The organism is Streptomyces sp. ID05-39B (assembly GCF_033794725.1).
Classification (GTDB): domain Bacteria; phylum Actinomycetota; class Actinomycetes; order Streptomycetales; family Streptomycetaceae; genus Streptomyces; species Streptomyces bobili.
This window is the reverse complement of the sequence record NZ_JARGEF010000005.1, coordinates 22,119-44,124: the sequence shown is the minus strand read 5'-3', so window position 1 is coordinate 44,124 and position 22,006 is coordinate 22,119. Positions and strand designations below refer to the sequence as shown.

General features: G+C 68.8%; 20 protein-coding genes and 1 riboswitch. Of the genes, 10 read left to right on the top strand and 10 right to left on the bottom strand.

All coding sequences use genetic code 11. The features are described from left to right. Positions 1-46 precede the first annotated feature (46 nt). Positions 47-472, top strand: a complete 426-nt coding sequence (locus P1P75_RS02665) for a heme-binding protein (RefSeq protein WP_319251408.1) — start codon at positions 47-49, stop codon at positions 470-472. 71 nt (positions 473-543) lie between these two features. Here the strand turns inward: P1P75_RS02665 and P1P75_RS02660 are convergent, their stop codons facing one another. Continuing rightward, positions 544-1,410: a GNAT family N-acetyltransferase gene (locus P1P75_RS02660; protein WP_319251406.1), complete on the bottom strand. Its 867-nt coding sequence runs from the start codon at positions 1,408-1,410 to the stop codon at positions 544-546. A 176-nt stretch (positions 1,411-1,586) separates the two neighbouring features. Between P1P75_RS02660 and P1P75_RS02655 the strand changes: the two genes are divergently transcribed. Then, complete coding sequence (locus tag P1P75_RS02655; protein WP_319251404.1) at positions 1,587-2,219, top strand: haloacid dehalogenase-like hydrolase; 633 nt, start codon at positions 1,587-1,589, stop codon at positions 2,217-2,219. 1,168 nt (positions 2,220-3,387) lie between these two features. On the opposite strand, the gene P1P75_RS02650 is transcribed toward P1P75_RS02655, so the two are convergent. From P1P75_RS02650 to P1P75_RS02630, 5 genes are all read right to left on the bottom strand, one after another. Next, complete coding sequence (locus P1P75_RS02650) at positions 3,388-3,870, bottom strand: NUDIX domain-containing protein (protein WP_150471826.1); 483 nt, start codon at positions 3,868-3,870, stop codon at positions 3,388-3,390. 88 nt (positions 3,871-3,958) lie between these two features. Continuing rightward, positions 3,959-4,867 carry a LysR family transcriptional regulator gene (locus P1P75_RS02645; protein ID WP_319251402.1) on the bottom strand — a complete coding sequence of 303 codons (909 nt, stop codon included), beginning with the start codon at positions 4,865-4,867 and terminating at the stop codon, positions 3,959-3,961. 228 nt (positions 4,868-5,095) lie between these two features. Continuing rightward, a complete protein-coding gene (locus tag P1P75_RS02640; RefSeq protein ID WP_319251400.1) occupies positions 5,096-6,241 on the bottom strand; it encodes a cystathionine gamma-lyase in 1,146 nt (381 codons plus the stop codon). Then, a complete protein-coding gene (locus tag P1P75_RS02635; protein ID WP_319251398.1) occupies positions 6,238-6,729 on the bottom strand; it encodes a low molecular weight protein-tyrosine-phosphatase in 492 nt (163 codons plus the stop codon). Before P1P75_RS02635 ends, P1P75_RS02640 begins: the two co-directional genes overlap by 4 nt. Positions 6,730-6,736: 7 nt before the next feature. After that, positions 6,737-7,114 carry a phage holin family protein gene (locus P1P75_RS02630; RefSeq protein ID WP_319251396.1) on the bottom strand — a complete coding sequence of 126 codons (378 nt, stop codon included), beginning with the start codon at positions 7,112-7,114 and terminating at the stop codon, positions 6,737-6,739. Between the two features lie 48 nt (positions 7,115-7,162). Here P1P75_RS02630 and P1P75_RS02625 point away from each other — a divergent pair, with 48 nt between their 5' ends. From P1P75_RS02625 to P1P75_RS02610, 4 genes are all read left to right on the top strand, one after another. Continuing rightward, positions 7,163-7,480, top strand: a complete 318-nt coding sequence (locus P1P75_RS02625; RefSeq protein WP_086771894.1) for a cupin domain-containing protein — start codon at positions 7,163-7,165, stop codon at positions 7,478-7,480. Positions 7,481-7,653: 173 nt separating this feature from the next. After that, positions 7,654-7,866 (top strand): DUF5326 family protein, encoded by a 213-nt coding sequence (locus P1P75_RS02620; protein WP_086771895.1) that lies wholly within the window; start codon positions 7,654-7,656, stop codon positions 7,864-7,866. 192 nt (positions 7,867-8,058) lie between these two features. Beyond that, on the top strand, positions 8,059-8,925 hold the full coding sequence (locus tag P1P75_RS02615) for an IclR family transcriptional regulator C-terminal domain-containing protein (protein ID WP_319251394.1): 867 nt from the start codon (positions 8,059-8,061) through the stop codon (positions 8,923-8,925). Between the two features lie 98 nt (positions 8,926-9,023). Further along, a complete protein-coding gene (locus P1P75_RS02610; RefSeq protein WP_073491265.1) occupies positions 9,024-9,470 on the top strand; it encodes an SsgA family sporulation/cell division regulator in 447 nt (148 codons plus the stop codon). Between the two features lie 166 nt (positions 9,471-9,636). Here the strand turns inward: P1P75_RS02610 and P1P75_RS02605 are convergent, their stop codons facing one another. Next, a complete protein-coding gene (locus P1P75_RS02605) occupies positions 9,637-11,403 on the bottom strand; it encodes a YibE/F family protein (protein WP_319251392.1) in 1,767 nt (588 codons plus the stop codon). A gap of 71 nt (positions 11,404-11,474) precedes the next feature. Further along, a riboswitch (TPP riboswitch) is annotated at positions 11,475-11,664 on the top strand. On the opposite strand from P1P75_RS02605, the gene thiC reads away from it, so the two are divergent. The 3 genes from thiC (at position 11,657) to P1P75_RS02590 (ending at position 16,485) form a co-directional block, all read left to right on the top strand. Beyond that, a complete protein-coding gene (thiC, locus tag P1P75_RS02600) occupies positions 11,657-13,471 on the top strand; it encodes a phosphomethylpyrimidine synthase ThiC (RefSeq protein WP_319251390.1) in 1,815 nt (604 codons plus the stop codon). Its footprint overlaps the riboswitch before it by 8 nt. Positions 13,472-13,614: 143 nt before the next feature. After that, positions 13,615-14,718 (top strand): hypothetical protein, encoded by a 1,104-nt coding sequence (locus tag P1P75_RS02595; protein ID WP_319251388.1) that lies wholly within the window; start codon positions 13,615-13,617, stop codon positions 14,716-14,718. 351 nt (positions 14,719-15,069) lie between these two features. Beyond that, positions 15,070-16,485, top strand: coding sequence for a VWA domain-containing protein (locus P1P75_RS02590; RefSeq protein WP_319251386.1), 1,416 nt, complete (start codon positions 15,070-15,072; stop codon positions 16,483-16,485). 88 nt (positions 16,486-16,573) lie between these two features. Here P1P75_RS02590 and P1P75_RS02585 read toward each other — a convergent pair whose 3' ends face one another. From P1P75_RS02585 to P1P75_RS02575, 3 genes are all read right to left on the bottom strand, one after another. Next, the gene (locus tag P1P75_RS02585) at positions 16,574-17,449 is read right to left on the bottom strand and encodes a hypothetical protein (protein ID WP_319251384.1); all 876 of its coding nucleotides are present in this window, start codon (positions 17,447-17,449) and stop codon (positions 16,574-16,576) included. A 193-nt stretch (positions 17,450-17,642) separates the two neighbouring features. Beyond that, on the bottom strand, positions 17,643-18,725 hold the full coding sequence (locus P1P75_RS02580) for a metallophosphoesterase (protein WP_319251382.1): 1,083 nt from the start codon (positions 18,723-18,725) through the stop codon (positions 17,643-17,645). A gap of 648 nt (positions 18,726-19,373) precedes the next feature. Continuing rightward, entirely contained in the window at positions 19,374-20,486 is a 1,113-nt protein-coding gene (locus tag P1P75_RS02575; protein ID WP_319251380.1) for a LacI family DNA-binding transcriptional regulator, read from the bottom strand. Positions 20,487-20,923: 437 nt separating this feature from the next. On the opposite strand from P1P75_RS02575, the gene hisC reads away from it, so the two are divergent. Next, positions 20,924-22,003, top strand: coding sequence for a histidinol-phosphate transaminase (gene hisC / locus P1P75_RS02570; protein ID WP_319251378.1), 1,080 nt, complete (start codon positions 20,924-20,926; stop codon positions 22,001-22,003). The last annotated feature ends 3 nt before the right edge of the window (positions 22,004-22,006 follow it).

Below are 22,006 nucleotides of genomic sequence, written 5' to 3'. Positions count from 1 at the left end.
ACACACGGAACACCGCACAGGAAACACCCGCAAGGAGAAGACACCTATGAGCACGACCATCCTCACCGTCGCGCCCCTCACCACCCGTGACGCCGACCTCCTTCTGACGGCCGCCCGCCGCGCGGCCGAGGCCGCCGGGGTCACGGTCAGTGTCACCGTCCTGGACGCGGGTGGCCACCTGCTGGCCTTCCGCCGGGACGACCGCGCTGTGCTGATCTCCGGTGAGACAAGCACGCGCAAGGCCTACACGGCGCTCCAGCTGAACACCCCCACCGCCGACCTCGTCGACGCCGTCCAGCCCGGCGGCCTGTTCCACACCCTGCCCACCGCGCTCGACAGGCCGCTGCTGTTCATCGCCGGAGGCGTGCCGGTCCACCGCGACGGGCGGCTGATCGGGGCCGTCGGAGTGGGCGGCGGTGCGCCCGAGCAGGACCACGGCTTCGCCACCGCGGCAGTGGCGGCGCTGGCCTGAGCCAGGCGTTCGGATCCATCCCGGGTCGGTCCCCAGACTCTCGGGACCCGGCGTCCGCTTCGCCGAATGCCTCAGCCGGCCGCCACCGTCAGCGGAGCGAACCGCCGGGTCCAGTCGCCGGGCAGCTCTGTGATGCCGTAGGTCATGACGGTGTTGAAGGCGACGGATGCCAGGCCGCGCCCCTTGAGCCAGGCCAGCAGTTGCTCGTGACGGACGTCGATGTCGGTGCGCAGCGGACGATCGGAGTGTTCGGCCAGGGACGCCACGAGAGACTTCGCCGTCTCCGTGTCCCGGGCGATCAGCGGCCCCACGACATGGCTGTCCATATTGGGCCAGGCAGCCGCGTAGCCGACGATCCGGCCGCTGTCCTCGGCGACCCGCACATGGTCGGCGAACGCTGGAAGTCTGGCGATAACGGGCGTGCGGTCGGTGCCGAAAGCCTCCTCGTCCAAGCGGAGGATCATGGTGAGGTCCTCCGCTGTGGCCGCACGCGTCGGCACGCGGGGCGCCGGTCCGTCCGGCATGAAGCGACCGACCAACATCTCGGCACGTCCCGTCGTCTTGAATCCCAACTCCTCGTACAGCGGACGGCCGTTCGGTGTCGCGTGAAGGGTCAGCGGGGTCGTACCCATGACGGAGATGATGTGCCGCATGAGTCGACGGCCGACACCCTGCCGGGCATGCCGTCCGGCGACCAGCACCATGCCGATGGCCCCGAGAGAGGGACGGTCGTGCGGGCCGTATTCGGTGACCACGCAGGCGCTGACGAGGCCCCCGTCCGGGTCGTCGATGCCGTAACCCTTTCCAGCGGTAAGGAGGAGGCCCCACTTGTGTTCCTCGCGCAGCCACCCCCTGTCCTCGGACAAGTCGGCGCAGGCGATGAGGTCGCGATGCGTCAGGCGGCGGATGGGGAGAGCAGCGAGGGAAGGAGTCGGCACGCAGGTCAGGCTGTCCGACCGGTGCCTCCGGCGTCCACCTGTTTCCCCAGCGTCGCATGTGCTTTTGGCCAAGCCGTGGCCCACTGCACAGCAGGCCGACAACCAGGCGTCGTTTCACGTGAAACGTCGACGGGTGCGGCCCAAGATCGCCCGTGCGCCTGGTTAGCCTCGGCGTCATGACACGACTTCACCTCTTCGACCTCGACGGCACGCTGCTGCACGGAACGTCGGCGCCGGTTGAGATCTCGCGCCAGCTAGGGCTCGAGACTGAGACGGTAGCCCTGGACCGGGCGATCTCATCAGGCCTGATCGATCCGCCGGAGTACGCGGTGCAGGTCTATGAACTGTGGAGCGGGCTCACCGACGCCCATGTGACGACGGCGTTCGAGGGTGCGCCCTGGCTGGCGAGCATTCGCGAGGTCTGGTCGGAGATCAGGAGCAGCGGCGAGTACTGCGCTGTCATTTCGCTCTCGCCCTCGTTCTTCGTGGAGCGGCTGACCGGCTGGGGTGCGCATGCCGCCTACGGTTCGCGGTTTCCCGCTGTTCCTTTCACCGAGCGAGTGGATCCCGCGGGCGTACTCAATGCCGCGGCGAAGGTAATGATCGCCGACCGGCTCTGTGCTGAGTTCGGTGTGAGGCGGGCCGACTGCGTCGCCTATGGCGATTCGCTCTCCGACAAGGATCTGTTCGGGGTGGTGCCGCTCTCGGTCGCGGTCAATGCCGACCGTCATCTGACGGGCCTGGCGACCCACTCCTACGCGGGGAAGGATCTGTGGGATGCCTATGAACTGGTGCGCCGTGCCCGGTAATTGAGAGAACCGGCGGTTCGCACTCGAGCGCGGTCACGGGGAGGGAAGGGGGACTTGTGCGCGGACCGGCGCCCGGCATGGTCAACTCCGGTTCGTGTCCGGGACGTGATGCGCGAAATACGACGTACGCATTCCGTGCGGACCGGAAACAGGGCAATGCAGCCTAACGGGACGGAGAGATCGAAGACCCGCTGGTCCGATTGTACGACCGACGCGTTCGCGCAGTCGCGATGCTGCGGTGACCGGACCGTGGCCCAGTCGCTTTCTCCTTATGTCACCGAAGCAGCTGATTTCACGGGTGGGCAGTGGCCGGACCGACCGCGGAACGGAACGGCAGACCGTCTGCGGGGGAAGCAGGCACCTTCCGAACGTGGAAGTGCGCAGACCGACCGAAATATGTTCGAGGCGAGGCACACCATGGACGCTCCGGCCACCAGGTCGGCCGACAACGGCACGCTGGGCGGCGGGGACGGATGGTTCACGCCGCACAAGCAGCCGGCACCGGCTACTGAGGGCGAGCAGGGAACCTCCGACGACCGCCGACTGGCCGCCTTCCGCCCGGTTGGCAGGAAGACGAACGCCTCCGCCGGGGAGCCGCCCCCGGGCGAGGGCGCGGAAACCGCCACCCGAATACCCCGCTTTCCGCTGCACCGCCCGAACCGTCGACCGGCCGGCCCCCGGAACCCGTCGTAGAGCCACGGTCGTCCCTCCCCGCCGACGAGCCCGTCGCGGAGCCCCGGCCAGCCCTCGCGGCCGCCGAGCAGCCGGCCGCCGGCACTCCACCGGCGGCCGCCCGCACCCAGGCACCCACGGAGGTCGCGCAGTCCGGCGAGGCGCGGGCGGGGATCCCCCCCCGCAGACCTCGGCAGGGCTTCGGACAGTCACTGCCCTGTTGCCGCCCGGCCAGCAATGGGCTGATGCCCGCTCACAGGCCCCCGCGGGCCTCCAGGAAGCCCTCCAGCAGTCCCGGCGGCCCGCACCGCCTCCCACGCCTCCTGAGCCCCGAGCGCCCGCCCAGCGCCCCTCCCTCGTTGGGAATCCCTCCCCGGACGCATGATCCGCAGCGGCGTGGACGCCCTGCGCGGCGTCGGCCTCCCGGCGGAGCGCATACGCCACGACTCGGTCGAGGAACTGGTCGCCGCCGGCAGCTGATCCCGAGCCGGGGGGATCACCCCAGGTCGGGCGCGTGCATGGCCCGTACGCCCTCGATGTTGCCGTCGAGGTAGTGCCGCAGTGACAGTGGGACGAGATGGACGGAGGCGATCCCGACCCGGGTGAACGGCACGCGGACGATCTCGTACTCCCCGATGGGTTCGTCCATCTCGGGACCGTGTCGCAGACCAGGATCCATGGATCCCAGCCGGCAGACGAAGAAGTGCTGCACCTTCACGCCGGTCGCGCCGCCGTCCTCGCCGATGTGCTCGACCGTGTCGACGAAGCAGGGGACCACGTCGGTGATCTTGGCCCCGAGTTCCTCGTAGACCTCGCGATGCAGCGCGTCGACGACGGTGGTGTCCTCCGGCTCGACTCCACCACCGGGCGTGACCCAGTAGGGATCGAGGCCGGGCTTGGTTCGTTTGATCAGGATCAGGTCGTCGCCGTCCAGCAGAACGGCGCGCGCTGTGCGCTTGACCACAGGTCGGACGGTCATGGGAGGAATGTGGCCCGGCTGGTTCCACGTGAAACATCGCGAACCGTCACCGCGTGAGCCCGGTGCGTGAGGTGCCAGGGGAACCGGCTCAGCACCAGTCGGCCGCCGCTCTCAGCAGCCAGTCGTGCGCCCGTGCGATGTGCGGCATCGCCAGCGTGCCGGTGCGTACCACCAGGACGTAGGTCCGAAGGGGCGGCACCGGCGGTCGGTGCAGTTCGACGACGTCTCCGCGGTCCAGGGCGGTCATGCAGAGATAGCGGGGCAGCACCGCAAGTCCCGCACCCGCGGTCACACAGGCCAATACCGCCCGCAGGTCGGGGACGATGACGGCGCCCGATGCCGCCGGGCGGGCGTCGAAGACGGAGGCCCAGTAGCGGGAGACGAAGGGCAGCGACTCATGGACCTCCACGACGGGAAGGTCTTCCAGCGCGGACGCTCCGCCACGACGGCTCGGCTTCTCAGGGTCCGTCGGCCCGGCCCGGCTCGGCGCGGCGACCAGGACGTGCTCCTCGTCGCACAGCGGGGTGGCCGTGAGCAGGGCACCGCGCGGCCGGGCCGTGGTGACGACGAGGTCGTGGTGTCCGGCGGCCAGCCCGTCCAGGACCTCCTCAGCGGTCCCGAAGGAGGCGCGCAGGGCGAGCCCCTGTCCCTCCTCGCCGGTCAGTTCGGTGAGGGAGGGAAGGGCCCGTTCGGCGGTGAACTCGGGCGGTCCGGCAAGGTGCAGCGTCCGCACGGAGGACTCGTAGTCCAGGCCGGTCTCGGCGATCTCCACCAGGGCGTCGAGGTGTGGGGCAGCCTTGTGGGCGAGCTCGTCCCCGATGGTCGTCGGCGTCACACCGCGGGCCTGACGGAGGAAGAGGGGTCGGCCCAGCTGCCTCTCCAGCGTGCGGATCTGGGAGGTCACGGCTGGCTGGGACAGGCCCAGCAGGGCGGCGGCGCGGGTGAAGGAACCGGCCCGGTGCACGGTCACGAAGGTGCGCAGCAGGGCCAGGTCCATGAAACGCGCTCCCCCTTCCCCTGCATTTCTCCCGGGCTGGGACAGGCCCAACTATAAATAAGTCGATAGGTCTCTGTCGCCACTGTGATTGGACACTGACAGAGAGTCAACTAGCCTAGTGCGCGCGGTTCTTCGCGCGCAGAACCGCAGGACGGTCCGAGCCACGAGGGGGGAGGCTCGGACCGTCCGCCGTACGGAGAAGGACCCCGGAGGCATCACTCAAGCCGGTCACCGCGCCGACTCCTCCAGCGCGCGCAGGACGTCCGTCACCAGATCCTCCGGGTCCTCGGCGCCGACCGACAGCCGGATGAAGCCCTCCGGCACCGCGTCCCCGCCCCAGCGACCACGCCGCTCGGCCGTCGAACGCACCCCTCCGAAGCTCGTCGCGTCGTCCACGAGCCGCAGTTCCTCGAGAAAGCGCTCGGCACGCGCCCGCGTGGGCAACGTGAAGGAGACCACGCACCCATAGCGCCGCATCTGCCGGGAGGCCACCTGGTGCGACGGGTCGTCCGCCAGGCCCGGGTACCGCAGGCCGGTCACCTCCGGCCTCCCCCGCAGTGCCTGAGCGACGGCGAGGGCGGTGGCACTCTGCCGGTCCACACGCATCTGAAGGGTGGCGATCGACCGGTGCGCGAGCCAGGCCTCCATGGGCCCCGGGATCGCCCCCACGATCTTGCGCCAGCGGCGTACGGCCGTCATCGGCTCACCGGAGCGTCCGGCGACGTATCCGAGGAGAACGTCGCCGTGCCCGGTGAGCTGCTTGGTGCCGCTGGCCACCGAGAAGTCGGCGCCGAGTTGCAGCGGGCGCTGCCCGAGCGGCGTCGCCAGCGTGTTGTCGACGGCCACCAGTGCGCCACGTGCGTGCGCCGCCTCGACGAGACGCCGGATGTCGCATACGTCGAGGCCCGGGTTGGACGGTGACTCGATCCACAGCAGCTTCGCCCCGTCGAGAACGGCGAGCTGGGCGTCGCCGCCGGTCGGCGCGGTGCGCACCTCGATGCCGTACGCCTCCAACTGCGTGCGCACCAGAGCGAGCGCCTGGTAGCCGTCGTTGGGCAGGACAGCGGCGTCCCCGGCGCGCAGTTGGGAGAAGAGTACGGACGAGATCGCCGCCATGCCGGAGGCGAACACGAGCGTCTCGACGCCCTCATGTCCCGGCGCCTCCAGCTCACCCACGGCGCGTTCCAGATGCGTCCAGGTCGGGTTCTCGTCACGGCCGTAGGTGTACGGCCCCGTGGGCTCGCCGGGCAGGTGGAAGTGCGCTGCGAAGACCGGGCCCGGCAGGATCGGTTCGTGCTTCACAGGCTCCGGAAGACCGGCACGCACCGCGCGCGTGCCCTCGCCGGCGCCTCCGGCCGCGATCGGGTCGCTCATGCCACTCGTCCTTCCACGTTCGCGCGAACGGCGGCGAGCAGGCCGACGCTCGCCTCCTCCACCATGCGGAGGCACTCCTCGAAGCCGTCCCGGCCCCCGTAGTACGGGTCCGGAACGTCCAGATCGCCGTCCGCTGCCGGGGCGTACGCGCGCAGCGGGCGGACCTTCTGGGCGTCCTCATCGGTGGGCGCGAGGCGGCGCAGGGCCCTGACGTGGCCGGCGTCCAGGGCGATCACGAGATCCAGGCGGGAGAACCAGGACCGCTCGAACATGCGGGCCGTGTGCGCGACGGCGTAGCCGTTCTCCTCCAGGACGGAGACGGTGCGCGGGTCGGCGCCCTCGCCCACGTGCCAGTCACCCGTGCCGGCGCTGTCCACCTCGACCAGGCCTGCGAGGCCGGCCTCCGCGACGCGCGCGCGGAAGACGGCCTCGGCCATCGGGGAGCGGCAGATGTTGCCGGTGCAGACGAAGCAGACGCGGTAGCTCATCGCACGCTCAGTCCTCGTCGGGCAGGACGACGTTGAGCGCCCAGGAGACGACGGAGATGATCAGACCGCCCAGGACCGCGGTCCAGAAGCCGTCGACGTGGAAGCTGAGGTCGAGCTTGTCGGCCAGCCACGAGGTGAGCAACAGCATCAGCGCGTTCACCACCAGGGTGATCAGGCCGAGCGTGAGGATGAAGAGGGGAAAGGTCAGTACCTGCACTATGGGCTTGACCACGAAGTTGACCAGGCCGAACAGGAGCGCCACCACGATCAGGGTGCCGACCTTCTTGCCCGTGCCGGCACCGGTCAGCGTGATCTTGTCGAGCAGCCAGACGGCGACCGCCAGGGCGCCCGCGTTGGCGATCGTCTTGACTACGAAATTCTTCATGTGTCTGATCGTGGCAGAAGAGATCGGCTACGAGGGCGGACGAGGGCGATGAAGGCATTCCGGTTGGATGAACTGGAGGCGGAGAGAGCCGCCAACGATGGCGCCTACCTGCAATTTCTGCGAGAGCGGAACATGTCGGTCGGCCTCTACGCACTCGATGCCGGGGATCACGATCCACAGAACCCGCACAACCAGGACGAGGTCTACTTCGTCGTGAGCGGGCGCGCCTCCATCACGGTCGGTCTGGAGACCACCCAGGTCGCGCGCGGCAGCGTCGTGTACGTCCCCGCCGGAGTCGCCCACAAGTTCCACCACATCAGCGAGGATCTGCGGGTCATGGTCGTGTTCTCGCCGGCGGAGGGCTGAGCGTCTCCGCCTGGCAGGCTACGCCCGCCTCGGGGTTCCCTAAGGGATCGGTCAGGGGAGGACAAGGGGTGCGAGGCCTCCGCAGACACCCCCTCGGGCCCTAGCATCGACGGCAGGACATCGAAGATCCGGGCCGCCAGCGGCGCCGGACGGGACAGACGAGGACGAGGGCCATGCAAGAGATCTTCGCGGGACTGCCGTGGTGGGTGAAGTGGGTCGCGGTGCCGGTCATCGCGCTGGTCGTGTTCGGCGGCCTGATAGCGAGCGTCGTCGGCTTCGTGATCGGCCTTCTGTTCAAGCTGCTGGTCTTCGTCGCCGTGGTCGGCGGACTGGTCTACGTGGTCCGGAAGTTCATGGCAGGTTCCTCGTCACGCGGCGACTGGTGAGTGGCGCGGGGACCGGTGGCCGGTAACAGGATTCGCCGGTTCCCTCGGCCGGGGGAAGTTTTCCGGACAGCACGACCCTCTGGGGTGGAGGGCCGTTAAAGTCCGGAACCCCTCGCGGGGACGCACCCGCGATCGGCTCCCCCCTTCCGTGTTCCCCGCACGGACCGCCCTCTCGAGCTTCGGGAGTGACCCTTGGCCACGGTTGACACCGCAGCATTCGCGGAACCGCACTCACCCCCCACCCGCACGCGTCCCACCGCGCCCCCGCTGCAGCGGCCGGCGGGCATAGGTGTCCCTGAACAACCGCAGTCCGCGGCGACGCTCATCGGTTCCGTACAGCGCGCCATGCGACTGCTGGAATCCGTGGCCCGGCACGACGGCGGGGCCCCGGCCAAGCAACTGGCCCGTGAGGCCGGCCTGGCGTTGCCCACGGCGTACCACCTGCTGCGCACCCTCGTGCACGAGGGCTACCTGCGGCGCGACAAGGGGATGTTCTATTTCGGCGAGGCCGCAGAGCGCCTCGGCAGCAGCGGAGCCGCGCAGAAACGTCGCAGCACCGTGGTCGCCACCCTCGCGCACTGGCGCGATTCGATCGGCGTTCCGGTGTATTACGCCCGCTACCGGGACGGCGAGATCGAGGTCATGTGCGTATCCGACACCCCGGGCAATCCGGCGGTCGAGGAATGGGCCGACTTCCGCGAGACCGCGCACGCCCACGCCATCGGTCAGTGCCTGCTGTCCCAGCTGGACGACAAGGCCCGCCGCGATCACCTTGATCGCTACCCCGTGCAGTCGATCACCCCGTACACGGTGCGTGACGACCACACCCTGTTGCGGCGGCTTGCCCGGGTGCGGCGGATGGAGACGGTCGTCGAACGGCAGGAGTACGCGCTGGGCACGGTGTGCGCCGCTGTCCCGATCACCGTGGGCACCACCGCCGCGACGATGGCCATCTCCCTCCCCGCTCGCCAGGCCGACCGATTGCCCGCGGCCGTGCAGCAGTTGCAGAGCGAGATCGCGCGCATGCTGGGATCACTTGCTGTCTCTATCAGTATCTGAAAACTCACTCCTTGTGATCTGTTGTGTACGTTCAGCAAGATGCGTGCAGTGTCAGGGGTTGATTCCCAGCCAGTCGACGGCAATGACGGGGTAGGGCGATGCGCGAGTCCGTGCAGGCAGTTGAGGCAGAGGTCATGATGAGCTTTCTCGTCTCCGAGGAGCTCTCGTTCCGCATCCCGGTGGAACTGGGTTACGAGACCTGCGATCCGTACGCCGTCCGGCTCACCTTCCATCTGCCCGGTGACGCCCCGGTGACCTGGGCGTTCGGGCGTGAGCTGCTCATCGACGGGGTGGGCAGGCCGTGCGGCGAGGGAGATGTACGAGTCTCGCCGGCCGACCGGGAGGTGCTGGGCGAGGTGCTGATCCGGCTTCAGGTGGGCGGTGACCAGGCGGTGTTCCGCTCGTCGGCGGCTCCGCTCGTGGCCTTCCTCGACCGCACCGACAAGCTGGTTCCGCTGGGGCAGGAGGGCGCGTTCGCCGACTTCGACGCCCACCTCGACGAGGCCTTGGACCGGATCCTGGCGGAGGAACAGAGCGCCGGGTGAGCCCGGCGGGGCTGGTGGCGCAAGGCTGAAGGAACGCTTCTTCGCGGCTGAGCGAGGCGGGAGGTCGAAGACGGGATGCCAGGGCGGGCCACTCGGGCGTTCGAAGGGCGGAGGCACCCGCGATTCCCCTCGAACGCCCGCCCGCTGGGCCGCCCGTCCGCCCGCGTCAGTGCTTGCGTCGCCTGCCTTTGCCGCCCCGAGAGCTCGGAGAGGCGGGGCCTGCCGTTCCGGCCGACGCGGCCCCCGGCGTCGCCGGGGCCGACTCGGAGAGCGTGCCGGTTCCCGGCCGGTCCGCCGAGACCACGAGCGCGGCGAGCGCCGTGGTGACCGGAACAGAGGCGACCAGGCCGATGGAACCGATCAGCGTGCGCACGATCTCCGCCGCGACCAACTCGCTGTTGGCGACCGTGCCGACGCTGCTCTCCGCGATGGAGAACAACAGCAGAAGCGGCAGTGCGGCGCCGGCATAGGCGAGGACCAGCGTGTTGACCACGGACGCGATGTGATCGCGGCCGATCCGGATACCCGCCCGGTACAGCCCGCGCCAGCCCATCGAGGGGTTGGCCTCGTGGAGTTCCCAGACCGCCGACGTCTGGGTGACCGTCACATCGTCCAGGACACCGAGCGAACCGATGATGATGCCGGCCAGAAGCAGACCGCTCATGTCGATCGACGGATACAAACCGTGAATCAGACCGGTGTTGTCGTCCGTATTGCCGGTCAGCGCCGCCCAGTCGACGAACCAGGAACCGAGGACACCGATCAGCAGCAGGGAGATGAGCGTGCCCAGTACGGCCACGGAGGTGCGGGCCGAGAGGCCGTGACACAGATAGAGGGCGATCAGCATGATGGCGCTCGCCCCGACGATCGCCACAGCCAGCGGGTTCGAGCCTTGCAGGATCGCGGGGAGGACGAAGAAGTTCAGCACCATGAAACTGATGGCCAGCGCGACCAGTGCCATGACACCCCGCAGTCGCCCGACGACCACGACGGCGACAGCGAAGATGATGGCGAGCAGGCCCAGCGGCACACGGCGGTTCACGTCGGTGACCGAGTACTGAAGGTCTCTTGGCGCGGTAGGCTCGTAGGCGACCACGACCTTCTGGCCCTCGTGCAACTGCCGTGACTGGTCCGGCTGGACGATCTCGGTGAACGTACGGCCCTTGTCCGAACCGGTGTCCACGCGGATCGTGGCCTTCTTGCAGGTGCCGTCCGCCTGCTGCTGCGCGGAGGAGCCCTCGGCGGTCGAGGTGTCGCCGGTGGGGGTGCCCCCCGAGGCATTCGCCGACGAGCAACTGATGCTCTCGACCTTGGAGACCGTCGCCTGCTGTGTCTGGCGGTCGAAGCCGACGCCGGTGCGCTCGTGCGCCGGGGCACCGCCCGGCCACAGCACGACCAGGCCGACGAGCACGGCCACGCCGAAGGGGATGAGAACGGCCGCGATGACCTTGCGCAGATGCTGGGAGACGGGGGTGGCCGGACCGTGACTGTGGCTGTGCCCGTGGCCGCCGCCCGCACCGGGGCCATGCCCGCCGTGCCCGTCACCGCCGCCGTGCCCGCCGCTGTGCCCGTCATTGGGACCGCGCCCACTGCCGGGGCCGGGACCGTGGCCGCCGTCCCCGCCTCCACCAGGGTTTCCGCTGCCCTCACGGCCGCCGACGTGGCCACGACCGGGGCCGTGCGCTCCGTCGCCGGGCCCATGTCCGGGTCCGCCGCCAGAGCCTGGGCCCGCACCCTGTCCGTCGTCGGGCCCGAAACCGTAGCCGGTCTCGGGACGGGAAGCCGACCCGGAACCGGGTCGGTAAGAGGGACGGGGAGCGGAAGCGCCATCGGGGCCGTACCCCTGTCCTTGCCCGGGGCGTCCGCCGGGAGGAATGCCCGGCCCGCGGGGCTGTTCGGGCGGTGGGAACGGGGGATGGGGTGTCGTGGTCACCGCCCGATCATCGCAAGAACGCCAGAGGCCCACTGTTCACCGCGCCACAAAGGACGCTAGCGTGGAGGCACCTTTGCACACGCGGGAGCTCGGAGCACCGGGCTGAGAGGGCGCTGACCTCCGTTTTCGCGATGTTTCACGTGGAACGTCACCACAACCGAGTGATGTTTCACATGACACGTCGGCAGACGGAAGCCGCTGCGTCGACCGCTGAACCTGTTACCGGGTAATGCCGGCGTAGGGAGTAGGTCTCATGACCAACAAGGACGCACGCACGCCTGCCTCCGCGCAGATCTCTGACGAGGTCTCTGCCGACGGGGAGGCCGGGAAGTCCATCGGATGGCACAAGGCGTATGTCGCGGGCACCCGCTCCGACCTGCGCGTGCCGGTCCGTCAGGTGCATCTCACCAACGGTCGGGCGGTCACGCTGTACGACACCTCCGGCCCGTACACCGATCCGCTCGTCGAGACGGATGTCCGCAGGGGGTTGCCGCCTCTGCGGGAGAACTGGCTCATCGCCCGCGGTGACACGGAGGAGTACGCGGGCCGCCCCGTCCGTCCGGAGGACGACGGGATCAAGCACACCTCGCCGCGCGGCGGGCTGCGCAACCTCGACGCGGTCTTCCCAGGTCGGCCACGCCTGCCACGTCGGGGCCGTGAGGGCCAGGCGGTCACTCAACTCGCTTACGCGCGCCGGGGCGAGATCACGCCGGAGATGGAGTACGTGGCCATCCGGGAGAACGTGGAGCCCGAGGTCGTACGCGAGGAGATCGCGGCCGGACGTGCGGTGCTGCCGGCCAACATCAACCATCCGGAGATCGAGCCGATGATCATCGGCAAGCGGTTCCTGGTGAAGGTCAACGCCAACATCGGCAACTCGGCGGTGACCTCCTCCATCGAGGAGGAGGTCGAGAAGATGACCTGGGCGACCCGTTGGGGTGCCGACACGGTCATGGACCTGTCCACAGGCCGCAATATCCACACCACCCGCGAGTGGGTGCTGCGCAACTCCCCTGTACCCATCGGTACGGTGCCGCTCTATCAGGCGCTGGAGAAGGTCGACGGCCGGGCCGAGGAGCTGACCTGGGAGATCTACAAGGACACGGTGATCGAGCAGGCCGAGCAGGGCGTGGACTACATGACCGTCCACGCGGGCGTGCGCCTGCCGTACGTGCCGCTGACGGCCAACCGAAAGACGGGCATCGTCTCCCGTGGCGGCTCGATCATGGCCGCCTGGTGCCTGGCCCACCACAAGGAGTCGTTCCTCTACGAGAACTTCGAGGAACTCTGCGAGATCCTCGCGGCCTACGACGTCACGTACTCGCTGGGCGACGGCCTGCGGCCCGGTTCGATCGCGGACGCCAATGACGAGGCACAGTTCGCGGAGTTGCGCACACTTGGGGAACTCAACCGGATCGCGAAGCGTTTCCATGTTCAGACGATGATCGAAGGCCCGGGACATGTCCCGATGCACAAGATCAAGGAGAACATCGACCTTCAGCAGGAGATCTGCGACGAAGCTCCGTTCTATACGCTCGGCCCGCTGACGACGGACATCGCCCCGGCGTACGACCACATCACCTCCGGCATCGGTGCGGCGATGATCGCCTGGTGGGGGACGGCCATGCTCTGCTACGTCACGCCCAAGGAGCACCTGGGCCTGCCCAACCGTGACGACGTCAAGACCGGTGTCATCACCTACAAGATCGCCGCCCACGCGGCCGATCTCGCCAAGGGACACCCCGGTGCGCAGGAGTGGGACGACGCGCTGTCCGACGCCCGCTTCGAGTTCCGCTGGGAGGACCAGTTCAACCTGGCCCTCGACCCGGACACCGCCCGGGAGTTCCACGACGAGACACTGCCGGCGGAGCCGGCGAAGACGGCTCACTTCTGCTCGATGTGCGGGCCGAAGTTCTGCTCGATGAAGATCAGCCAAAGCATCACAGCGCAGTTCGGTGGTACGGCGGCCGCGGGCGCGACGGCTGATGAGGTCGCCGAGGGGATGCTCCAGAAGTCGAAGGAGTTCGCAGCGAGCGGGAACAGGGTGTACCTGCCGCTCGCCGACTGACCAGGCGCATGCGCTGACTCCCTCTCCAAGGCCCCGGTCACAACGGCTGGGGCCTCCCCGGGACGCAGGACGTCTTGATCCCGTGCCGTAACGGAAGAGCCAAGATCGCACGTGGCGTGATCAACATCCCTACCCTGCCTGTCATGGGTGGGATCGATGTGGCCAATGGAGTCGTCGGCGCTGTGCTCGGGATGCTGTTCGCGGTGTTGTTCCAACAACCCTTACAGAACAGTTGGTACAGGCTACGGACTCGTTCGACGAGTGCAGTACGCAGCCTCAGACAGCGGGAAGAGTCCAGTCCCGCATGGAGCACCTTCTCCATAGGCCCTCTTCACACTTCCGCCCTGATCGTTGAAGGAGACGGTGAATCCTCCATACCTGCCGAAGCCGTCTATATCCAAGTGCTCGACGAGGAGATCGAGTTGCCTTCGGACATGGTCGGCTGGCGGGCTGAAATCGAGGCAGAGAGTGCACGTTTGCGCGCAGAGGGCCGAACACCGTTGTGGAATGGTCCTCGCTACGCGGTCGAATCGTTCGACGTATCCCGGACCGCTCTGGACGAGCATCCCGAAGTCCACCTGAGACTGCGCCCGACGGATTACTACACCTTTCTCGCGGCTCAGCAACTCGATCGCCGAATGACCGACGGGACAACTCCGCGTTCCCGCTATCTCAATCCGGACGATCCGCTGCAGGCGCCTGTATTTCTGCATTGCAGTTTCGCCGTCAATATCGCAGTTGTGACCGCTGATGACATGTTGGTCGTCAGTCAGCGCAGTGGCCGGGTCCGCATGGCACCCAATGTCTGGAACTCCTCCGTCAACGAAGGAATGTCACGGCATATCGACTCGTCCGGGAGGAGCGCCCCGGACCTGTATGCGGTCGCCCGGCGCGGTATGCGGGAGGAACTGTCCATCGAACCGCTCGAGTACTCACTCGAGTTGCTTGCATTTGTACTGGACGTCGAGAAGCGCCACTGGAGCGCCCACTTCTACGCCAAGCTGAAGGAATTGACTCGGGAGGATTTGCAGGCACGTATGAGTAGGGGGGTCGCGGATCGCTGGGAACATCAGAATATCGATTACGTGCCTTTCCGCCCCGCGGCAGTGATCAAGTACATGCTGCGTTCCGATCGAATTCATCGGTGGGCTCCCCTCGCGCCGGCGCTCTTCCATCTCGCACTGGTTCATGTCTTCAGCCGCACACCGGTCGAGAGGGCACAGGCGCAAATTGTTCGACGTATGTAGGCGCAGCGGCACAGCATAAAGGCAGAATAGCCGTCGACTACGGTCGCTGTCAGAGGGTAGGAGGCTCCGCTGCACATGAAGGCTCAGATTTTCGTTGATGAAGATCAGTCAAAACATGAGACAGGAATTCTCCAAACGGCGGCTACAGGGGAAGCTTGGTCATCTTTGACTGCAGGAGGCACCGACTATCGGTTGGCGTGAGAAGTCCAGGGACTTTTGCGGCCGCTGGTAATCGCGTGTATCTGCCGATCGCGGACAGACCGCCGGGCGCCCGGGACTCATGTCGCGGACCGGCGCGCAGGGAATCGTCCCAGGGGGTGCTTCTGGGGTGGGGGTCGGCAGACTGGGGGCATGACAGCGCGATCCATGAGCAAGGGCGCCAATCTGCCGGTCGATGTGCCGTCCGTCCGCGTCGAGATCAGTTGGTCCGAGCGGGGTGGGGGGCCGGACGTGGATGTGTCGGCTCTGCTGCTGACCGCCGCCGGGAAGGTGCGTGACGACGCGGACTTCGTCTTCTACAACCAGCCCCGGCACGCTTCCGGCGCCGTCAACCACCTGGGGAAGCGGACCGCCGCCGGTGTCACCGCCGACACGGTGGAGGTGGATCTGCGTTCGCTGGAGAGTGCCGTCGCGCGTGTGGAGCTGTGCGCGTCCGCCGACGGCGGCACCTTCGGGCAGGTGGCCGGTCTGACGCTCAGGCTGCTCGATGCCGGGAGCCTGGCGGAGCTGGCGCGGTTCGAGATGCGGGGAGAGACGGAAACGGCTTTCATCGGAGGTGAGTTGTACCTGCGCGAGGGGCGGTGGAAGTTCCGCGCGGTCGGACAGGGCTATGCCTCCGGGCTCGCCGGGCTGGCCACCGACTTCGGGATCAGCGTCGACGAGGAGCCCGCCGGCACGGCTGCCGACCCCGCCGCATCGGCCGTACTCACGCCGCCCCCGCCGACTCTGCCCCCGCCGGCTGCGGCCGCCTCCGCCGTAACCGCGTCGCCGGCCGGGGCCCGGTTCGCCAAGGGGGAGGAGCAGCTTCCGGTTGATATGCGCAAGCGGTTGTCGCTACGGAAGGAGCAGGTCGCGGTCAGCCTGAGGAAGAGCGGGGCCGCAGGAGTCAGAGCGCGGGTCGTGCTCGTGCTCGACGCGTCGGGGTCCATGTCCTTTCTGTACTCCGGCGGGGTGGTGGCCGACGTGGTCGAGCGGATGGCCGCCGTGGCGGCCGAGCTTGATGACGACGGTGAGATGCAGGCCTGGACCTTCGCCTCCGATCCGGCCCGGCTGCCGGATCTGCGCCTGGGTGAGCTGCCCGAGTGGCTGCGGCTGCATGTGCGGGTGGGGGAGATGAGCCTGTTCCGGCGGAGCAAGAAGCCGCGGAAGGGGCTGCAACCGGGCCAGGTGGACATGCGCTCGGTCGGCATCCAGAACGAGGAACAGAAGGTGATTTCCCAGGTCAGAGACTATGTGCGGGCGAATCCGGCGGCGGTGCCCACGCTGGTGCTGTTCTTCTCCGACGGAGGCGTCTACCGCGACGCCGCGATCGAGAGGGAACTGCGCGCGGCGGCGGAGGAGCCGGTCTTCTGGCAGTTCGTCGGGCTCGGTCGCTCGAACTACGGCGTACTGGAGCGGTTCGACACACTGCCCGGCCGACGTGTGGACAACGTCGGCTTCTTCGCCGTCGACGACATCCGCACGGTCCCGGACCAAGAGCTCTACGACCGTCTCCTGTCCGAGTTCCCGAGTTGGCTCACGGCCGCGGGGCAGGCGGGCATCCTCTGACCGGTATGCCGGCTGATGCCCTCGCCCTTCCTTCCGCCGGACCGGCCTACGGCTTGCGCTCCCCGGGGTGGGGGCGCAAGCCGAGGGCCTATTCCGGCTGGTGTTCAGGCCCTCCGAAGTCCGGGCTGGAGTAGTCCGGGCTGCTGTAGCTCGGGCGGGAGCCGGCCGAGGTTCCTTCGTCGGGGCTGCTGAAGCCCGGACGGCCGTAGCCGATCTTCGGCAGGCGGCCGGTGGGCGCCGGCGGGGTGGGAGCGGGGTCGAGTGCGGCGCACGTGCCGGGGTCGGCGAGGGCCTCGCGCAGGAACGGCAGGATGCCCCGCTCCAGTAGGGCTTCCCGCCAGGCTTCCCTTGCGCGGTCCACCTCCTCGCTCAGTTCGCTGTACGGGCCGGCCTCCAGGGAGGGACGGTTGCGCAGGGCGGTGAGCAGGAGGCCGACGGTGGCGACCAGGATCGCGGCCGCGGCCACGGCTCCGAACGTCCATCCGGTGGTGAGCATCGTCCTGGCGAACGCCGGCTCGGGGTCGAGCATCCGCAGGATGTAGCCGACGAGCAGGAAGATCACCGCGGCGGTCCCGGCGAGGACCGGGGTGAGGACGGCGGCGACGGCGACGGCGCCCGCTCCCGCGGCCTCGGCGGCCTCCCCCATGGTGGCGGCGAGGCCCATCCCGCCCACGCCTGGCTCCCCGGTGCCGGACTCATGGCCGGCCGGGGACGGGGTGGACGGCGCGGGATGGCGCAGTTCGTCGCGGACCTTCACATAGTGCTGGTACTCGGTCGCCGCGGACGCCGTGATGAGCGCGGAGGCGTTGAGCGCCATGGTGCGCAGTTGTTCGGGGTTGAGCCGCTGTCCCACAGCGGCCGGTTCCGGGTGGTGTGGTGCGGAGCGCAGCGCCTCGTCGAGGATCCGCTCGTACTCCTGGCGGTCCTCGCTGTGCAGGTGCTGCGGAACGCTGTTCATGTGCATCCCCCGATGCTCCGTAGGGCTTGGGGCTCGCATGCCAACGAGCCGTCGGGCAGAAACGGAGGGGAGCCTGCTACGGATAAACCGATGGTAGAGCGGCGACGGCATGAGGTGACAGGGGGTTTGCTGAAATTGGCCCCTGGGCCGCGGCGCCGTCGGGCGGGTCCCGCGCGGCCTGCGACGGACCCGTGAACGGTCAGGGGGACAGCGGCAGTTGCTGGACCAGCAGCTTTCCGGCCATCGTCACGCCGCCATCCATCGCGATGGCCAGCCCGTCGGCGTAGACGTGCGGACCTTCGACGACCGGACCGGCCGAGTCCTCGTCCTCCTCGGAGCCGGCATCGCCCAGCAGATACGGAATCGGGCTGTGGCCGTGAACGATGCGGGTGCCACCGTACGTATCGAGGAGGGAGCGGACGGCGTCGGCGCCGCCCTCGTCGCGGAAGGAGAAGCGCTTGGTGAACTTGCGGAAGAGATCCCACACTTCGTCCGCGTCGTTACGGGTGATCGTCTCGCGGACGGTGTCGTTGACCGCCTCGATCGAGTCGCCGTAGTCGAGGTAGGCGGTGGTGTCGGAGTGCACGAGCAGGTGTCCGTCGACCTCCTCCATGGCGTCGAGGCGGGCCATCCACTGGAGGTGATGGTCCTGGAGGCGGTCCATGTCGGACTTCTGTCCGCCGTTGAGCAGCCAGGCCGCCTGGAAGGTGGCGGTACCCGCACCGGAGTTGACGGGGGTGTCGCCGAACCGCTTGGCGCCGAGCAGGAGCAGCTCGTGATTGCCCATGAGGGCCTTGCAGTAGCCGCCGGACGCAGCGGCCTCGGCGGACAGACGCATCACGAGGTCGATCACGCCGATGCCGTCCGGTCCCCGGTCGGTGAAGTCGCCGAGGAACCACAGCCGGGCGGTGCCCGCGCACCAGTTGCCGGCCGTGTCGATCAGGCCCTTCTCCTGGAGCGCGGCGATCAGCTCGTCCAGATAGCCGTGCACGTCGCCCACGACGAACAGCGGACCGGGACCGGTCGCGGCCTGCGGGGCCTGGGCGACGGCCGGGTCGACGGTCACCTGGAGGGTGTCGCCCCGGTTGATGACGGGCAGGTCCCGCTGGGTCGGCGTGTACCCGTCCGGGGGTTCGAGGGGGTCGGCGAGGGGCGGTGTCGCGTTGCCGGGGTGCGCGCTGTGGGCGTACGGACCGGTCTCGTGGACGTATGCGGGCACCCGGAAGTCGCGCACTGTCGCCGTACGCTCCACCTCGGGTCCCTGACCGGCCCCCTGAGTCATCAGACCCCTCCACCATCGCGCCGCAGCTGCACCACTTCGGACTGCCTGGTCGCAACGGTCCGCGGTGCCGTGCGCCCATCATAGGAATGCGGATCGTGCCGTGTGACGACCCAGGGGTGGTGAATCAGAGCAAGACTCCTGTTCACCGCGGCTTTCGCCCCGATTGGGCCGGGCTTCGGCAGTGCCCGCTCACCCAGTGCACACCGTGCTTACACCCTCGGCTCGCGCATGTCCGCCGTCGGAGGGGGATTCGGGGGCGTGTTGTGGAGTGGGCCGAGGCCGGAGTGCGGATGCCTGGCGGTGATCTTCGTCGGGCCCGGCTTCGGGTGCGGTCGGTCAGCTCCACCGAGCGCCCCGATCGTGGCGAGGGACGGCGACCGGTCCATGGGCGACTCCAGACCTGTCGAGCCGGAGCGGTGGACGCTCGCCGGGGCCGGTCGCTCCGGTGGGCCTCGGCGGGCGTCCACTTCTTCCGGTCCCCGTGGCCGTTCGGCCGGCCAGAGCTTCGGGGGCGCACGGTCCGGACGGCCGGGCTGCCACTCTCCCTCCGGCTTTCCGGCCCTCCGGCCCTTTGCCCGACCGTCATGCCCGACACCGGACGAGAAACCGCACTCCCAGCCCGATCGGCCTGCCGGCCGTCCGCCCCTCCTACTTCTCCTCCGGCACCCGCGGTGGACTGACCGTCGTGCGTGGTGAACGTCGCTGGGACGAGGTACGCACGATCAGTTCCGTCGGTATCACCTGCTCGACGGGCCGGTCCGATTCGACGCCCTCGATCGCGTCGATGAGGAGCTGGACCACCGCTGTGCCGATGCGCCGGGGCTTCAGCGACAGCGTGGTGATGGGTGGCTCGGTGTTGGCGTACACGGTGGACTCGCTGCAGCAGACGAGCAGCAGGTCCTCCGGGACGCGCAGGCCGTAGCGGCGGGCGGCGGCCAGCAGATCGGTGCCGTTGGGGTCGAACAGGCCGTAGACGGCGTCCGGCCGGTCGGGCCGGGCCAGCAGCCGGTCGGCGGCGACGGCGCCCGCACACGGATCGTGGGCGGGGTAGGACTCGTAGACCGGGTCCTGGCCGACGCGCTCGCACCAGTGCAGATACGCGCTGGTCGAGAGGTGGGTGTAGGTGTCGGTGGTGGTGCCGGTGAGGAGGCCGATACGGCGGGCGCCGGCGTCGGCCAGGTGGTCGAGGATGTCGAGGACGGCGGCTTCGTGGTCGTTGTCCACCCACGCGGTGACCGGGAGCGGCCCGGCCGGGCGGCCGTCGGAGACGACCGGTAATCCCTGCCGGACGAGTTCGCCGACCACCGGATCCTGGTCGGAGGGGTCGATGACGACCGTGCCGTCCAGGGCGACGTTCGACCATACGTCGTGGCGTGAGGTCGCGGGGAGGATGACGAGGGCGTAGCCGCGGGCGAGCGCGGCGGAGGTGGCGGCGCGCGCCATCTCGGCGAAGTACGCGAACTCGGTGAAGGTGAAAGGTTCATCCCCGTACGTGGTCACGGTCAGACCGATGAGGCCGGACTTGCCGGTACGGAGTGTTCGGGCCGCTGCCGAGGGGCGATAGCCCAGTCGGTCGGCGACCTCGCGGACATGGCGTCGGGTGGCGTCCGGGAGCCTGCCCTTGCCGTTGAGGGCATCGGAGACGGTCGTGATGGACACTCCGGCGGCGGCGGCCACGTCCCTGATGCCCGCTCGGCCCGGCCGGTTGCCTCGGCGTGAGGTTTCCGCGCGGCTCACCTGGTGCTTCCCTGCTGCTGTCATGGCGAGCCGATAGTAGGGCTCATCCGGTGGGGTAGGGCGGACGCATATGCACACATTGACAGGCACGTTTCTGCATGGCCATAGGTAGCCAAGTGCATGGGAAAGCAAGGCAGTTGGTGCATTTTGTGGCAGGACATGCGGTGTGAGCGCGGATGAGCCTGCCGAGCCCTCGATGTTTCGAAGAGGTCTCAACTCACCTGCACGAGGGACGCGCGCCACGGCGCGAGCCACCGGCGCATAGATATATGTACGGCGCGCCCCCTGGCGTGTACGCCTTCGTCCGCCTTCATACGGTGATGCCGCTCATGTGGGCGTGACGCGGCCGGCCCCGCTCGGGCCGGCCCGAGCGGAGGACGCTCCCCAGCTGTACGCAGGCACGCCGAATCCTCATAAGGTGAGCAGTATTGAAGCCGGTGGTGGTCATGAGGAGGACTGCGGTGAGCGAGACGAGCCCCAAGCTGCGCGCCGAGCTGGAGGGAATCCCCACCTACAAGCCGGGCAAGCCGGCCTCGGCGGGTGGGCCCGTGGCCTACAAGCTGTCCTCCAACGAGAACCCCTATCCGCCGCTGCCGGGCGTGCTGGAGCGCGTCACGGCCCTCGCCGCGTCGTTCAACCGTTACCCGGACATGGCGTGCTCGGGCCTGGTCGAGGAGCTGTCCCAGCGCTTCGGCGTGCCGGCCTCGCACATCGCCACGGGCACGGGCTCGGTCGGCGTCGCCCAGCAGCTGGTCCAGTCGACGGCGGGACCTGGCGACGAGGTCATCTACGCGTGGCGGTCCTTCGAGGCGTACCCGATCATCACGCAGATCAGCGGTGCGACCGCGGTGCAGGTGCCGCTGACGGCCGGTGATGTGCACGACCTGGACGCGATGGCGGACGCGATCACCGAGCGGACCCGGCTGATCTTCGTCTGCAACCCCAACAACCCCACGGGCACCGTGGTGCGGCGGGCCGAGCTGGAGCGGTTCCTGGACCGGGTGCCCGGTGACGTCCTGGTCGTGCTCGACGAGGCCTACCGGGAGTTCATCCGTGACGCCGAGGTGCCGGACGGCGTCACGCTGTACCGGGAGCGGCCGAACGTCTGTGTCCTGCGGACCTTCTCCAAGGCGTACGGGCTCGCCGGGCTGCGGGTCGGCTTCGCGATCGCCCATGAGCCGGTGGCCGCGGCGCTGCGCAAGACGGCGGTGCCGTTCGGCGTGAGCCAGATCGCACAGGAGGCGGCGATCGCCTCGCTGCGGGCCGAGGACGAGCTGCTCGGCCGGGTCGGTTCCCTGGTCTGCGAGCGCAACAGGGTGGTCGAAGGGCTGCGCGCCCAGGGCTGGACGGTGCCGGAGACGCAGGCCAACTTCGTGTGGCTGAGGCTCGGCGAGCAGACCGTCGCCTTCGCGGCGGCGTGCGAGCGGGCCGGCGTCGTGATCCGGCCCTTCCCAGGTGAGGGTGTGCGGGTGACGATCGGGGAGAACGAGGCGAACGACATCTTCCTGAAGGTGGCGGAGGGGTTCCACAAGGAGCTGTAGCGG

Excerpts from the sequence above, each read along its gene's own strand:
- P1P75_RS02655 (WP_319251404.1), top strand. The coding sequence starts at position 1,587 with ATGACACGACTTCACCTCTTCGACCTCGACGGCACGCTGCTGCACGGA.
- P1P75_RS02625 (WP_086771894.1), top strand. The coding sequence starts at position 7,163 with ATGAAGGCATTCCGGTTGGATGAACTGGAGGCGGAGAGAGCCGCCAAC.
- P1P75_RS02640 (WP_319251400.1), bottom strand. The coding sequence starts at position 6,241 with ATGAGCGACCCGATCGCGGCCGGAGGCGCCGGCGAGGGCACGCGCGCG.
- P1P75_RS02665 (WP_319251408.1), top strand. The coding sequence starts at position 47 with ATGAGCACGACCATCCTCACCGTCGCGCCCCTCACCACCCGTGACGCC.
- P1P75_RS02585 (WP_319251384.1), bottom strand. The coding sequence starts at position 17,449 with ATGCACATGAACAGCGTTCCGCAGCACCTGCACAGCGAGGACCGCCAG.
- P1P75_RS02575 (WP_319251380.1), bottom strand. The coding sequence starts at position 20,486 with ATGACAGCAGCAGGGAAGCACCAGGTGAGCCGCGCGGAAACCTCACGC.
- P1P75_RS02645 (WP_319251402.1), bottom strand. The coding sequence starts at position 4,867 with ATGGACCTGGCCCTGCTGCGCACCTTCGTGACCGTGCACCGGGCCGGT.
- P1P75_RS02620 (WP_086771895.1), top strand. The coding sequence starts at position 7,654 with ATGCAAGAGATCTTCGCGGGACTGCCGTGGTGGGTGAAGTGGGTCGCG.
- P1P75_RS02650 (WP_150471826.1), bottom strand. The coding sequence starts at position 3,870 with ATGACCGTCCGACCTGTGGTCAAGCGCACAGCGCGCGCCGTTCTGCTG.
- P1P75_RS02630 (WP_319251396.1), bottom strand. The coding sequence starts at position 7,114 with ATGAAGAATTTCGTAGTCAAGACGATCGCCAACGCGGGCGCCCTGGCG.
- thiC (WP_319251390.1), top strand. The coding sequence starts at position 11,657 with ATGACCAACAAGGACGCACGCACGCCTGCCTCCGCGCAGATCTCTGAC.
- P1P75_RS02580 (WP_319251382.1), bottom strand. The coding sequence starts at position 18,725 with ATGACTCAGGGGGCCGGTCAGGGACCCGAGGTGGAGCGTACGGCGACA.
- P1P75_RS02610 (WP_073491265.1), top strand. The coding sequence starts at position 9,024 with ATGCGCGAGTCCGTGCAGGCAGTTGAGGCAGAGGTCATGATGAGCTTT.
- P1P75_RS02595 (WP_319251388.1), top strand. The coding sequence starts at position 13,615 with ATGGGTGGGATCGATGTGGCCAATGGAGTCGTCGGCGCTGTGCTCGGG.
- P1P75_RS02635 (WP_319251398.1), bottom strand. The coding sequence starts at position 6,729 with ATGAGCTACCGCGTCTGCTTCGTCTGCACCGGCAACATCTGCCGCTCC.
- P1P75_RS02590 (WP_319251386.1), top strand. The coding sequence starts at position 15,070 with ATGACAGCGCGATCCATGAGCAAGGGCGCCAATCTGCCGGTCGATGTG.